This window comes from Paenibacillus algorifonticola (assembly GCF_050481745.1).
Taxonomy (GTDB): Bacteria; Bacillota; Bacilli; order Paenibacillales; family Paenibacillaceae; genus Pristimantibacillus; species Pristimantibacillus algorifonticola_A.
Genome location: NZ_JBCNGR010000006.1, coordinates 629,619 through 643,984 on the forward strand (window position 1 = coordinate 629,619; position 14,366 = coordinate 643,984).

The 14,366-nt window shown below is 48.8% G+C and carries 11 protein-coding genes and 1 pseudogene; 7 read left to right on the forward strand and 5 right to left on the reverse strand.

From position 1 onward, the window contains the following. Positions 1-69 precede the first annotated feature (69 nt). Positions 70-828 carry an MBL fold metallo-hydrolase gene (locus ABEW34_RS06235; RefSeq protein WP_430156007.1) on the reverse strand — a complete coding sequence of 253 codons (759 nt, stop codon included), beginning with the start codon at positions 826-828 and terminating at the stop codon, positions 70-72. A 264-nt stretch (positions 829-1,092) separates the two neighbouring features. On the opposite strand from ABEW34_RS06235, the gene ABEW34_RS06240 reads away from it, so the two are divergent. Beyond that, positions 1,093-3,090 carry an ABC-F family ATP-binding cassette domain-containing protein gene (locus ABEW34_RS06240; RefSeq protein ID WP_430156009.1) on the forward strand — a complete coding sequence of 666 codons (1,998 nt, stop codon included), beginning with the start codon at positions 1,093-1,095 and terminating at the stop codon, positions 3,088-3,090. A gap of 38 nt (positions 3,091-3,128) precedes the next feature. Further along, the gene (locus tag ABEW34_RS06245) at positions 3,129-3,758 is read left to right on the forward strand and encodes a fumarylacetoacetate hydrolase family protein (protein WP_430156205.1); all 630 of its coding nucleotides are present in this window, start codon (positions 3,129-3,131) and stop codon (positions 3,756-3,758) included. Positions 3,759-3,908: 150 nt separating this feature from the next. Here the strand turns inward: ABEW34_RS06245 and ABEW34_RS06250 are convergent, their stop codons facing one another. Both ABEW34_RS06250 and ABEW34_RS06255 read right to left on the reverse strand, forming a co-directional pair. Then, the gene (locus ABEW34_RS06250) at positions 3,909-4,343 is read right to left on the reverse strand and encodes a Dps family protein (RefSeq protein WP_430156011.1); all 435 of its coding nucleotides are present in this window, start codon (positions 4,341-4,343) and stop codon (positions 3,909-3,911) included. A gap of 234 nt (positions 4,344-4,577) precedes the next feature. After that, positions 4,578-5,189, reverse strand: a complete 612-nt coding sequence (locus ABEW34_RS06255; protein ID WP_430156013.1) for a TVP38/TMEM64 family protein — start codon at positions 5,187-5,189, stop codon at positions 4,578-4,580. A 179-nt stretch (positions 5,190-5,368) separates the two neighbouring features. On the opposite strand from ABEW34_RS06255, the gene ABEW34_RS06260 reads away from it, so the two are divergent. After that, complete coding sequence (locus ABEW34_RS06260) at positions 5,369-6,544, forward strand: PstS family phosphate ABC transporter substrate-binding protein (RefSeq protein WP_430156015.1); 1,176 nt, start codon at positions 5,369-5,371, stop codon at positions 6,542-6,544. A gap of 425 nt (positions 6,545-6,969) precedes the next feature. Here the strand turns inward: ABEW34_RS06260 and ABEW34_RS06265 are convergent, their stop codons facing one another. After that, positions 6,970-8,010, reverse strand: coding sequence for a LacI family DNA-binding transcriptional regulator (locus ABEW34_RS06265; protein WP_430156018.1), 1,041 nt, complete (start codon positions 8,008-8,010; stop codon positions 6,970-6,972). Between the two features lie 419 nt (positions 8,011-8,429). Between ABEW34_RS06265 and ABEW34_RS06270 the strand changes: the two genes are divergently transcribed. The 4 genes and pseudogenes from ABEW34_RS06270 to ABEW34_RS06285 form a co-directional block, all read left to right on the forward strand. Then, positions 8,430-9,740 carry a sugar ABC transporter substrate-binding protein gene (locus tag ABEW34_RS06270; protein ID WP_430156020.1) on the forward strand — a complete coding sequence of 437 codons (1,311 nt, stop codon included), beginning with the start codon at positions 8,430-8,432 and terminating at the stop codon, positions 9,738-9,740. Positions 9,741-9,818: 78 nt separating this feature from the next. Beyond that, positions 9,819-11,132, forward strand: coding sequence for an ABC transporter permease subunit (locus tag ABEW34_RS06275; protein ID WP_430156022.1), 1,314 nt, complete (start codon positions 9,819-9,821; stop codon positions 11,130-11,132). Further along, positions 11,129-11,965 carry a sugar ABC transporter permease gene (locus tag ABEW34_RS06280; RefSeq protein ID WP_430156025.1) on the forward strand — a complete coding sequence of 279 codons (837 nt, stop codon included), beginning with the start codon at positions 11,129-11,131 and terminating at the stop codon, positions 11,963-11,965. The genes ABEW34_RS06275 and ABEW34_RS06280 overlap by 4 nt, the downstream gene beginning before the upstream one ends. A gap of 61 nt (positions 11,966-12,026) precedes the next feature. Then, positions 12,027-12,200, forward strand: a pseudogene (locus ABEW34_RS06285) (hypothetical protein); the annotation flags it as partial. A gap of 149 nt (positions 12,201-12,349) precedes the next feature. Here ABEW34_RS06285 and ABEW34_RS06290 read toward each other — a convergent pair. Further along, entirely contained in the window at positions 12,350-14,323 is a 1,974-nt protein-coding gene (locus tag ABEW34_RS06290; protein WP_430156028.1) for a glycoside hydrolase family 13 protein, read from the reverse strand. Positions 14,324-14,366: the final 43 nt, after the last annotated feature.

The following is a 14,366-nucleotide window of genomic DNA, read 5'->3' on the forward strand; positions in this document are numbered from 1 at the left end:
CAGTTCATGAAATAATCGAGGCCGTCCCAAAGCAGTATTTACACTGCTTTGGGACGGCCTTTGTTTTGATTAAACAGCAGCTCCATCAGAAATTTGAGTAATTTGTTCATTAAGCTGACCGCTGCATAAACCGCCATGATAGCAAATAACATGCTGGATGGGATAATCTGCAAGTGCTTTGAGCGATTGCAGCGCCATTCCATAATCGAGCGTGGCAGCAGGAGCAGGAGGGGCGAGCTTGCCATTTTCTGCGAGCAGCGCATCTCCTGCTATTAAGGTTTGGCTCGCGTGATGATATAAGCTGATATGTCCTGGTGTATGTCCCGGCGTATTAATAACGCTGATGCCGCCGCATACATCAAGCTTGTCGCCGCCCAGCAGCTGCGCTGTTACATTTGCGTGGGGCGGATGCTCCAGCATTTTTCGAAAAGCGGTTCGGAACGCAGCGGGCGTTTCCGGCGGAAACATCAGGTCGAGGTTCGCGAGCGCCTCGTCGGTTATTTTGATCAGGCGCTTGCGTCCTTCGATGTAGGGCTTCTCGATGTCGCTGCTCCACACGCGCGGAGCGTAATCAGCCTGCTCAATGACAGCTGGCAGACTGCCAATATGATCGATATCTTGATGGGTAAGTACAATGTCGGTTATTTGCTCGAGGAGAACGCCTTCTTGTGCTGCGGCCTCCCGAATCAATGGAAGCTGCCCAGGGTGGGCGGTGTCTATAAGGATTTGGCGATTATGATCCCAAATAAGGGTTGGGTGAATCGTTGTGGATTTCCCCATCATGGTGGCTGTAATCTCCAGCATGGCAATGCCTTCTGCAAGTAGCATGCGATCCCTCCAATAAACATAGCTCAGATTGTGCTTGGCCAAGCTTATATATCATAAGGGATAAATACAGAAGTGTAAATAATAAAATATTATATTATAACACATAAAAATATTTTTGTCAATAATAAATTGAGGTGGCCGCCAAGCGGGGTGGAGGGACTCGGATTATGATATGATAGTTGGAAAGGGCGGCTTTTCTGAGTGTTATATGGTAGGAGGAGCTGGCTTGGAACAACTATTTCTGATGTAAAGTAGGTTATTGCGATGCATTTATTATCAGTCGAACATATTACGAAAAGCTACGGGGAAAAAATGCTGTTCGAGGATGTTACCTTCGGTCTCGAGGATGGCGACAAAATCGGCATTATCGGTGTCAATGGAACAGGCAAATCGACGTTTCTTAAAGTGATTGCCGGGCTTGAGCCAGCAGATGCAGGCAACATTTCCATTGGGAACCGGGTGACCATTCGCATGCTTTCGCAGGACCCGGTGTTCGCTCCAGGGGAAACGGCGCTTGAGCATGTTCTTGGCGGCGATTCGCCGCAGCAGCGTGCTGTGCGCGAGCATGTGGAGGCGCTTGAAGCACTGGAGCTTCATCCAAGTGATGAGGCGCTCCAGCAAAGGCTGATCAAAGCGAACCAGCGGATGGATGAATCAGGTGCCTGGACGCTGGAGAGTGAAGCGAAGATCGCGCTCGCAAAGCTTGGCATTCTTCATTTTGACGAGAAGGTCGAGACGTTTTCCGGCGGGCAGCGCAAGCGGGTAGCGATGGCGGCAGCATTGCTCCAGCCTTCGGACATTTTGATTCTGGACGAGCCGACGAACCATATTGACAATGATTCGGTCGCTTGGCTGGAAGGCATGCTGCAAAAACGCAAAGGCGCGCTGCTTATGATTACCCATGATCGCTATTTCCTTGATCGGGTCAGCAATCGTGTTATTGAGCTGGACGGCGGACGTGCTTATTTCTATGAAGCGAACTACAGCCGTTTTCTAGAGCTTAAGCTGGAGCGGGAAGAGCGCGAGGCGGCAACAGAAAGCAAACGCAAAAACCTGCTGCGCAGCGAGCTGGCCTGGATTAGGCGCGGGGCAAAGGCGAGAACGACAAAGCAGAAGGCGAGAATTGATCGCTTCGAGGATTTGAAGGCGCAGGCGCCTAAGCAAAGCGCGGGAAAAATGGATGTATCGGTTGCTTCGACCCGCCTCGGACGCAAAATCGTTGAGCTTGAAAAGGTAACGAAACGTTTTGGCGAGCGGACGCTCATTCGTGATTTCAGCTATATTGCTGTGCCGGAGGATCGGGTAGGCATTATCGGACGCAATGGCAGCGGCAAATCTACGCTGCTGAAGCTGATTGAGGGCAGGCTGCAGCCGGATGAAGGCACAGTTGAGCTGGGCCTCACCGTTAATCTCGGCTGGTTCTCGCAGGAGCACGAAGAGATGGACGAGTCGCTGCGCGTCATTGAATTTATCCGCGAAGGTGCGGAGCAGGTGAAGACGGCGGATGGCTCGCTCATTTCAGCAGGGCAAATGCTGGAGCGGTTTTTGTTCCCTCCTGCGATGCAATGGAGCCTGATCAGCAAGCTGTCAGGCGGCGAGAAGCGCCGTCTCCAATTGCTTCGCGTACTGATGAAGGCGCCGAACGTACTCCTTCTCGATGAGCCAACGAATGATTTGGACATTGCGACTTTGGCTGTACTGGAAGACTATTTGGATGATTTTCCGGGCGTTGTATTCGTTGTATCCCATGATCGTTACTTCCTTGACCGGACAGTCGATAAAATTTTGTCTTTTGAGGATGGCGTCATTACGCAGCATACCGGCAACTATAGCGAATATCAGGAGTTTGTAGAAAAGCATGGCTCGGCAGCGGCTGGTACATCGCCAGCAACAGGTGGCGCCTCAGCGGGCGGAAGTGCGAAAGCTGCTGCTGGGGCAAGCTCGGCGAACGCTGCTGGAAGCAACAGTGCGGCGGGGGAATCGAATGCAAAAGCCGGAACGGGCGGCGGCAAGGAACGTGCGCTCAAAATGTCCTACAAGGATCAAAAGGATTTTGAGCAAATTGACGGCTGGATTGAGCAGGCTGAAAATGATCTTGCGCACATTATGCAGCGCATGGAGGAATCCGGCAGCGATTCGGTGCTGATTCAGCAGCTATCGGAGGAGCAGCAGCAGCTCGAAGAAAAGCTGGAGCAGCTCATGGAGCGCTGGACTGAGCTCAATGAGCTAGCGGAGCAAATTGCCGCTCAGAAGAAGGGTTGATTATAAGTGGGCCTATAAAACAGGAGAGGGAGATGGAGATGTTTTCAGAAGTGCGCAACATTTATTGTATTGGGCGGAATTATCGTTTGCATGCATTGGAGCTGGGCAATGAGGTGCCTGAATCGCCGATGGTGTTTACGAAGCCAACTCATGCGCTTGTGCCGATGGATGGCGGCGTTGTGGAGCTGCCGGGCGATCAAGGCGAGGTTCATTTCGAGCTGGAGCTGGTGCTGCGAGTGGGCCGGGCGCTTGAGCCTGGCATGGACCCTGACGCATGTATCGACGGTTTGGCGCTGGGGCTTGATATGACGCTTCGCGATGTGCAAAGCAAAATCAAGGCCAAAGGCCAGCCGTGGCTACCGGCCAAAGGCTTCAAAGGCTCCGCTCCTCTTGGCGCATGGCTGCCGTATCCTGGTGCGGAAGAGCTGAAGGCGCATGATTTTGCGCTGCTTCGCAATAATGAAGAAGCACAGCATGGCAATTCTGCCGATATGCTGTTTGATATTGGAACGCTGCTTCGGCACATTAACGAAAACTATGGGCTTGGGCCGGGTGATCTTATTTTTACCGGAACGCCAGCAGGTGTTGCGGCTTTGCAGGATGGCGACAAACTCTCGGCATTGTGGCAAGGCAAAGAAGTGGCTAGCTGTTCAATTAAGCTCAAATAATCGGCCGGATTCAAGCAACCAAAAAACCTTCAAACCCGCGCAGGTCGCAGAGTTTGAAGGTTTTTTTGCGTCGCAGCCTGCCCTTGTGGGAGAGGTTGTGACAGCTGATGAGGTTCGCCTAAACGTTTAGGCGGCATGATTTTTATAAAATTAAGCGTTAAAAGCTTTCAGCATCCATACATGCTTCTCAAGCGTGGTATGGATGGCGAGCAGCATATCGGCTGTCGTCTCATCATTCGCTTCTTGCGCAATCGACATGCCGGCTTTGAGCTCCTCGATAATCGTCGAGAAGTCAGTTATAAGAGACTCAACCATAGCAGTAGCGGTTTCTTTGCCTGTAGCATCTTTAATGGAAGCTGTCTCCATATATTCTTTCATCGTTGCGACAGGCTTACCTTCCAGTGCAAGCAGGCGCTCAGCCAGCTCATCCACATTCAAAGCGGCCTCTTCATAAAATTCCTGAAACTTCACGTGCAGGGTGAAAAATTGCGAGCCCTTCACGTACCAGTGGAAGTTGTGCAATTTAATATAAAGGACACTCCAGTTAGCGATTTGTTTATTTAAGACCTCATGTGTTTTTTTCATGATCGTTCATCCTTTCGTTTCCTGATTTTATGTTTCGTAAAGAGCAGCTTGTTTGGCGAGAACGCAGCGGCTGAATGGCTTCTGTTTAATTTATAATAATTACTTATTTATAATTATTACAAATAACAAGCGGTTTGTCAAGCTCGCCTTACTGCATTCATCCGATAACATACTATAAACGTCCGAGCATTATTTTAAACAAGCTGCTAAACAAACAGTGCTATTTTATGCGTATCATTGTCTTTTTAACCAAAGACGGTATCCACCATAAGACAAGGCGAAAAAAGCGGCGTATACGCCCGCGAATAAGGCGAAGCTGGCCCAATCTTTAAACATATTTTGTCCCATATAAGCAAATAGCAGCATAAACGGGATTTTGCCAAGAGCCGAGGCAACGGCATAAGGAAGCAGCCGTACAGAAGTAACCGCGGGATAAATATTGACGACCATATGCGGAATGATTGGAATTAGACGCGCTGTCAAAATCGTCAGAAACGGCCGTTTTTCCATCGTGGCCTGAAGCTTGTCCAGTTGGCTGAATTTATGGAGGAAAGCTTGTCCTTGCTCACGGAAGAGATAGCGAGCCAGCAAAAATACGATGATGGCAGCAAGTGAAGCAGCCAGCCAGCTAATCAATGCGCCGAGCAGCGGTCCATACATAAACCCGAGTAGGGCAATCATGATCTTAAATGGCACGACAGGAACAAGCACGAGAAACAGAGCGACAAGAAAGACGATAAATACAGGTGGCGTGTCATTTTGCAGCCAATCGAGCAGATTGTTTTTGTATATAAAAACGGTGGCGAGCAGTAAACCATAAATAATGGCGGAAACCCATTTCAGCATAACTATCTCCTTTAGCATGTCCTTAGCGGTACTTCTTTAATCTTAGCGGTTTCATGCTGGCCGGTGCAACAAGGGATAGTATGCAAATGACAGTACCACATAAACTTGGTACTAGCTGAATGCTGGCCTTTCGCTAAAATAAGGGAAAAAGCCTATGGGCATAAAAGGGGAAGCATTCGTTGAAAGAGAGAGATTGGAGCACGATTATTTTAGCTACTATACTTATTAGCTTTCCGATTATGTTCTTCACTTGGATCATATATGCTATTGTGATGCTGTCAACAGGCACAAAATTATATGGGGTATTAATCATCACGACTTCTGCGCTTATAAGTATCTTTTATTTTCTAGCTTATATTGATGTGCTAAAGAAAAAAGTTTTCTGGTCATTGTGCGGTTCAACAATTTTAATCATTTCAATATCCTTTTTGTTCGGATGGCGTTATGAACAATACGTAGAGAAGCTGAAAATCATTGATGATCAGGCGGTAAATATGAGGGATTATGAGCCATTCCGAGAGGGAACGAAGGTGGTATCCCTGCTAGAGCCGGCATCACTCAAAATCCGCAGTCAGCTGCCGCATCTGGACGGCTCAACCGCCTTATATCCGATGTATGCGGCATTCGTTCAGGCTGTGTATAAGCAAAAGGAATATCCCTACTATGGGAAGGACAGCGAGGTTCAGGTGAACGGCACAGAGGATGCCTATAATCGTCTAATTAAAGGAGATGTCGACCTTATTTTTGCACCTGCACCGTCCAAGGAGCAGGAAGCGCAGGCGAAAGCGGCGGGTGTGGAGCTCGCGCTGACACCGATTGGCTATGAGGCATTTATCTTTTTCGTAAACAGCCGCAATGAGGTGCAGAACTTGACGCTGGAGCAGATTCAAGGCATTTATGCCGGAGAAGTGACGAACTGGAAGCAGGTTGGGGGAGAGAAGGGGAAAATCCGACCTTTCCAGCGCCGAGAAAACAGCGGCAGCCAGACGATGCTGCAAAAAATCATGAAGGAAAAGCAATTGATGGAGCCTGCGAAAGAGGATGTTAATTCCGGAATGGGCGATATCATTAAACAAACCGCAAACTACCGCAATTATAAAAATGCGATTGGCTTTTCATTCCTGTTCTACGCCACCGAAATGGTGCACGAGCAGCAAATCCATTTGCTGAAAATAAATGGCGTGGAGGCGAATCGCACGAACATTAGCAACGGTACATATCCGCTTACGGCGCCGTTTTATGCCATTACAGCAGGCAGTGACAACCCCAAAGTACAGCCTTTTATAAATTGGATTTTATCGCCGCAGGGCCAATATTTGATTGAGAAAACGGGGTACACGCCGCTTAAGTCTTAGGAAGTTTTTTGTTACGAACGGGTATTACTTGGGCGTGTATGCGAACATGAGCGAGCCAGATGATAGACTTTGGTGGACACAGCAGCCGCTCTTTCAACAGAATCACGGGTTCAGGATATTACGCGGACTCAGAAGCCGCTAATGCGCTGTCCATCCCTATTTTGACTGGTTTTTAGGGTGATAACGGATCTCCTGTCCGTATAAACCCTGAAATCGAATAAAAAGCCAGAATAGCGGAATCTCTGTCCTTCAAAAATAAAGTGTGCGCCCCAAGCTCAGCTATCAGCACTTAAATCATGATGAAACCTGCTTAATTTTTAATGGAATTAACCATTTTGGAAAAACTAGTTTCACTACGCATGTTCAAATAAGCTGGCTTCTGTTGCAACCATAAGACAGTGCCAGCTTCTGGTCATCATGCTTTTTTATCTTTCATTCAGCCCTTTTACAGGAACGTACATCGAGGATTCGCGGACGATCAACCGATGCGGAATAATGGTGCTGGACTGGTGAATCGGCTCGTCTTGGATGAGGCGGACAAGCTTCTGCGAGGCGGTGTAGCCAAGCTGATAAGTGCCGATATCGGTGGAGCTGATCGGAGGCGTGGCAAGCTCTGAGAGCGCGATATTGTTAAAGCTTACGATGCAGATGTCGTCCGGAACGGAATAGCCCAGTTCGGTAAGTCCACGCAGTACGCCGAAGGCGACTACATCATCAATGACGATGAGCGCGGTAGGCCGATCAGGCATTTCCATCAGAAAAGACATCGCTCGAAAACCGCTTTCCTGCAAAAATTCCCCCTCAACGACCCATTCCGAGTTCAGCTTCAACCCAGCGTTAGCTAAAGCTTGGCGATACCCCTCCATTCGGTCGTAAGAAACGGTCAAATTCCGCGGTCCACTGACAAAGCCGATTCGCTCATGACCCTGCAAAATCAAATGCTGGGCCGCATCATAAGCCGCCTGCACATTATTGTTGTTGACCGTTAAAATATGCGGATTCGAATCGTCTGTACGCCCAATCAGGACGCTCGGAAATCGCTGCTCATTCAAATATTGAATAAGCGGATCTTTCACGCGGGCGGATAAAAGAATGACGCCATCAACCCGGCGTCCAAGGACGAGCCGGGATACCGTTTCAATTTCATCATGCTCGCCTGTGGCGGTGGTAAGCAGCATGTCATAGCCGGCTCTGGTGGAATGGGTCAGTATGCCCCGCAGCAGCTCTCCGAAGAAAAAGTCCTGGAATAGCTCCTCCGCAGGCCTTGGCAGCATAATAGCCAGTGTATTGGTTGTTTTGGAGACGAGGCTTTTAGCCATTGCATTCGGATGATAGCCCATTTCCGCCATAATGCGTTTTACTTTATCTGCGGTTTCTTTACTGATGCGAGGGTGCTTGGAGACGACTCTTGAAACGGTCGAAGGAGACACGCCTGCCGCTTTTGCAATATCTTTTATCGTTACCATCGTTTAATCGGGCTCCTGTCACTTGAACTATGCAATCGTTTGAACACTACAGTTACATGTTAATGCAAGCGCTATCGAAAAGTAAATACGTCTGCATCACAAAAGTGGAAAAATGATGAAATTATAAGCAAATGGAAGGAAAATGTAGTGAACAAGCGAAACGAATGGATAATTCCAGTAATTTGAGCTGTGCAAACGTTTTAACAAACCTTTGTTCATATTGTATGATGTATTCATTAATCAAGCGCTTACATCGCAATTATCGAATAGAATCAAGCTATTATCCCGATTTTAAGCTGCTTGAATACTTTTCGCACGGTCATTTGTACAAACGTTTGCACAAAACAGAGGGAAACGTTTGAAGCATCGGTATCGGTAGGCGTGCAACAGAGGCAACACATTATGAAGGGGGATTTTTAATGATGAAAAAGTGGTTGGGAGTATTAATCGTCTGTGTGCTCGTATTTACTTTGGCGGCATGCGGCAATGCGGGAAAAGGCAGCAATAATGCAATTACGCCGGAAGCATCTTCGACGCCTGCAGAGTCTGGTGGCAATAATGCGGTCACTGAGGAAGAAGGCGAGCTGCTGCCGGAGGATGGAGCAAGTCTCATCATCTGGGAAGGCAAATCTCAGCGCAATTTTGTAGAAGCGTTGGCGCAAGAGTTTACAGAGCAATACGGCGTTCCAGTCAAGCTGGAGGAGGTCGAAAATCCCGATCAGGTGACGAAGTTGACGACGGATGGGCCGGCAGGGCTGGGAGCGGACATCGTTGTATTCCCGCATGATCAGATTGGGCGCGCCGCTTCTGCGGGTCTCGTGCTGCCCAATGATTGGTTCGGGGAAGAAACGGCAAGCGAAAATGACCCTAATGCGGTAAGCGCGGTAACTTTTGAGGACATCCTATATGGCTATCCCCGTTCTGTTGAAACGTATGCGCTGCTTTACAACAAGAAGCTCGTTACAACCCCTCCGAAAACGTTCGACGAGGTCATCGCTTTCAGCAAAACATTTAATGATCCGAAAAAAAATAAATATACGATTATGTGGGAGCTTCAGCAATTTTATTATGATTATGCTTTCCTTGCTACAACGGGGGGGTATATGTTCGGCAGCAATAATACAGATAAAGAGGACATTGGCCTAAACAGTGACGGTGCTGTCGAAGGCGCCAAGTTCCTTGCGTCGTTGAAGGAGAGCCTGCTGCCGCTCAATACAGGAGATATTACATTTGATATAAAAAAGGGACTGTTCATCGAGGGTTCCTTGGCGATGGATATTAATGGACCATGGTCACTTGCGGATTACAGGGCGGCCGGAATGGATATTGGCGTAGCGCCGCTGCCATCGATTGCTGGGAAGCCGATGAGCTCTTTCTCTGGCGTTCAAGGCTATTATGTAAACGCATTTACGAAATATCCGAATGCGTCGAAGCTGTTTGCGCGATTCCTGTCTACGAAAGAGTCGCAGCTTCGCAACTTTGAAATGAACGGCACGATTCCGGCAAATTTAGAAGCTGTTCAGGATCCGAAAATTCAAAACGATGAAATTACGAAAGCCTTCTATGAGCAATTTTCGCATTCTACGCCAATGCCAGCTATCCCGCAAATGGCAAGTGTATGGGGGCCGATTACCGCAGGCATCGCTGATATTTGGGATGGGGAAAAAGATGTGAAAGCGACTCTCGACAACTCGGTAGCGCAAATTAAAGATGCTATTGCCAATCAATAGAACGATAGCGACAGCTTGTTTTCACCCGCCGGAGGAGCAGCGGCGGGTGATTTTTATTCGGGAGGGAGCCGGAGCGCAATGAAGCAGCATCGCACAATTGCTGTACTATTATCGATCGTGCTGCAAGGTTTAGGACAAATTTATAACCGGCAGTGGTTAAAGGGCATTCTTTTTATGCTGATAGAAGTGGCGGGCTTCATCTATATTGCTCCACGACTCGGTGGGGCGATCTGGGGCCTTGTTACATTAGGAGAGAAGACGCAGAAATTCGTAAAGGTTGGCAAAGTGGCGCAAATGGTCAAGGGCGACCACTCGATTTTTTTAATATTGGACGGGTTGATTATTTTATTTCTCGTATTTGTGCTGCTGGGCGTGTACGTGTGGAACATCACGGATGCTTATCGGAGCGGCAAGCTGCGGGATGAGAAGAAGGCTGTAAACACGTTCAGGCAATCGTATGAGCATGCAACGACCTTTTATTTCCCTTATTTTATGCTTGCGCTTCCGGCGCTGGGCGTGCTTTTTTTCACGATTATGCCTATCGTATTTACAGTCATGCTCGCTTTTACAAACTATTCTGCTCCAGATCATATTCCGCCAGCGAAGCTTGTCGATTGGGTAGGCTTCAAGACGTTTGTCGATCTTGTGAAAATGAAGTCATGGAGCCACACGTTTGTTGGCGTGCTGATCTGGACGATTATTTGGGCCGTACTGGCGACGGTGACGACTTATTTTGGCGGAATTCTCGTTGCCCTGCTGATTGAGCAGAAGGGTATTCGCTTCAAGAAGCTGTGGCGCACGATTTTTATCATTCCGTATGCGATTCCGCAGCTGATTTCATTACTGGTCATGAAAAATTTATTTAACGGCCAATTCGGGCCAATAAATCAATATTTAGGCTACTTTGGGCTCGGCGGCCTGCCGTGGCTCACCGATCCTTTCTGGGCCAAGGTGACGGTCATTACCGTCAATATGTGGATTGGCATACCTGTCAGCATGGTGCTTATACTTGGCATTTTGACCTCGATTCCCCGTGATTTGTACGAGGCTGCTGATGTGGATGGGGCGTCGACGCTGCAAAAATTCCGCATTATTACGATGCCGTTTATTTTGTTTTCGACGATGCCGATCTTGATTATGCAGTTTGCAGGCAATATTAATAACTTTAATGTGATTTTCCTCCTGACGGGCGGCAATCCGGCGAAGGGCGATTATCAGTTTGCTGGTGCGACCGACCTGCTGATTACTTGGCTCTATAAACTGACGCTCGATAACAATAAATATAATGTGGCTTCGGCCGTTGGCATTATTATCTTTTTAATCGTGGCTATTTTCTCGATCTGGAATTTCCGGCGCTCGAAATCGTTTAAAGAGGAGGATATGATCCAATGAGAAAATGGAAAAATAATGCCCGTCTGACCTTGAGCTACGCGCTGCTGCTGTTGATTTCGGTAGTCGCGATCTATCCGGCGCTGTGGGTTGTTTTGTCTTCGCTGCGCCCGGGGGGCTCGCTGTACAGTGAACATTTTTGGCCTAGGCAATTTACGTTCGTTCATTATGCGGAGCTGTTTACCAGCAAGGCCTATCTATATGGTACGTGGTATTTGAATACGCTGAAAATTGCCGTCGTCACAATGATTTTATCGACGATACTCGTAACGCTCAGTATGTACGCCTTATCGCGTTTCCGCTTTCGCGGACGCAAGACAGCCTTGACAGTTATGCTCGTGCTAGGAATGTTTCCGAGCTTTATGAGCCTGATTGCGATCTATATTATATTGCTGCAATTAAATTTGCTTGATACGCATATGGCGCTTATTCTGGTCTATTCTGCTGGGGCTGCGCTGGGCGGGTTTATTGTAAAGGGCTTCTTTGACACGATTCCCCGCAGCTTGGATGAAGCGGCCAGAATCGACGGAGCCTCGCATTTGCAGGTGTTTGCGAAAATCATGCTGCCATTGTCAAAGCCAATGCTGACCTACGTGGCGCTGACCTCGTTTACTGGCGTATGGGGCGATTTTATTTTTGCAAGGCTGGTGCTGCGTACGAAAGAAAACTGGACAGTGGCCGTGGGAATGTGGGATTTGGTCAATTCGCTGCAAAATAGCAATTTCACGATGTTCGCTGCTGGCTCCGTGCTGATTGCGATACCGATTACGCTGCTCTTCATCTTTCTCCAGCGGTTTCTCGTACAAGGACTCACATCTGGCGCTTCGAAGGGGTAAGACGATGGGGATTAGAGCAGATGAAGGAAAGTACGCCAATGTAATTTGAAGGACAACTGCTAAGGAACGGGTGCTCGTGCTTATTAACTTGTCCAATGAGCAGCAGATTGCCAAGCTGCATGAGCAGGAATCGTTCGGCTTATTCGATAAGGTGATACGTGCAAGCCATAAAGAGGTGGAGATTCAAAAAGGGCTCATAAGCTTGCCGCCCTACAGTGTGATTATTGTAAAATGAGGCAATTGAACGGGGCTTGGTTTAAAGGCAGCCTCGCTTGAAGCGTAATAGCGCTTGTAACGAAACTGTGAAAAAGAAGAAAGACAGGCGGGTTTGCTGCCTGTCTTTTTTCTATTTAAGGTTAAAAATAAAGCTTCCGCCCGCTGCTATTACAGCTTTTGTTGCAGCAGCACCTCATAGCCATAGGCTGGCAGCTGCAGGGTGATGCTGCCGGACTCTGTATATCGTGTTTGTTCCGTATGATGAAGCAGAGACACCCACTCATAACGCCCGCTTAGTGCTTGGGCTCCTGTTGTGGCTTCTGCTGAAGCTCCTGCTGCAGGCAAATCGCCAATCCTGTTCGTTAATCCGTCGGCTAATCCGTCCGCTAATGGGCGGGCTAATATGCTGCTGGCCTTATCACTCCGCGTGCTGCCCGCCCTCAGGTCCAAGCTGCTTTCGTCTGCACTTGCGGCGACCTCTCGTGAAGCTTCCTCGACCGCGTTATCGTCTAAGCGAATGCTGACCTCAGCGGGCTCGGCCCCGGCATTCATCGCAATAACGATTCGCTCGTCGCCTGAACGGCGCTCATAAACGATAATGCGTCCTGTTTCATCGGCATGAATGAAGCGAATGTCCGCACCGCGCAGAGCAGCATGACTGCGCCGCAAAGCAATCGCTTGCTTAAAGAAATCCAGCAACGAAGCGTTCTGTCCCTCTGGCTCCCACACCATGCATTTGCGGCATTCGGGATCGCCTCCGCCATTCAAGCCGATTTCATCGCCATAATAAATGCAGGGAACGCCAGGATAGGTCAGCTTGAACAGGGTAGCCAGCTTCATCGCGCCAAGCTCGTCTCCGCAAACCGTCAATAGTCTTGGCGTATCGTGGCTGCCTAGCAAATTGAAGGCTGTTTCGGTTACCTGCTGCGGATAAGCAGCGAGCTGCGCGCCAAGCGCATTAGCGAAGGTGGAAGCATCCATGGTCTGATAAGCAAAAAAGTCGAGTACAGCATTCGTAAACGGGTAATTCATGACAGCATCGAATTGATCGCCTTGCAGCCACATAATCGAATCATGCCAAATTTCACCGAGGATGTAGGCTTCGGGGTTCGCTTTTTTCACAATGGCTCGGAACTCGCGCCAAAACTGATGATCCACCTCATTGGCGACATCGAGCCGCCAGCCGTCGATTCCGATTTCTTCAATCCAGTAGCGAGCGGCCTTAAACAGGTATTCCTTAACATCGGGATGCTCAGTATTGAGCTTTGGCATCAGCGGCTCGAAGGCGAACGTCTCGTAGGTGGGTATGCGGTCAACTACACGCAAAGGCCATTCCCGCACATGAAACCAATCAGCGTAAGGTGATGCCGCGCCGTGCTCAAGCGCATCTACAAATGGTGGGAATGTTCGTCCGGAATGATTGAAGACCGCATCAAGCAGCACGCGTATGCCCCGCTGATGGCACGCGTCCACTAGTTCCTTGAGCTTCTCATTCGTACCGAAATGCGCATCTACCTTCATATAATCCGCAGTATCGTATTTATGGTTAGTCGTAGCTTCAAATAAAGGATTGAAATAAATAGCGTTTATGCCAAGCTCGCCGAGGTAGTCCAGATGGTCTATGACCCCTTGAAGATCGCCTCCGAAAAAATTGCGTGGCGTCGGATCGCCGCCCCAAGCTTCGATCGCTTCGGGATTTAAAGCGGCATCGCCGTTTGCGAACCGTTCGGGGAAAATTTGATAAAATACGGCATCCTTCACCCATGCAGGAGGAGTAAACACATCAATGGGATTAATAAACGGATAATCAAAGAAGCTGTTCGAGTTTTCCGGCAGCGCTCCGTGAAAGCCCGTTTCCGTCATAATAAGCTGCTCCAAGCCGCTAGTCAGCTGGAAAGCGTATCGCAGCCTGCGAAAAGGCGGGATTACCGCAGCTTCCCAATAGTCAAACAAAGCGTCAGACGACAGCAGCGACATCTCAATCAGTTGCTGGGTTTCCTTCCAGGCATATTTGTCGCCAACGATGGCATGGACGTGGTCCATATCGCCTTTTTTGGTGCGCAGGCGGATATGCAGCGTCTTCCCGTCGTAGGCATACGCCCAGTTTTGCTTTGGCCGATGATAAATAGCTTCCAATAACATCTTTCCACTCTCCTCAAGTTTAATGGCTTAAACAATCAAGAAG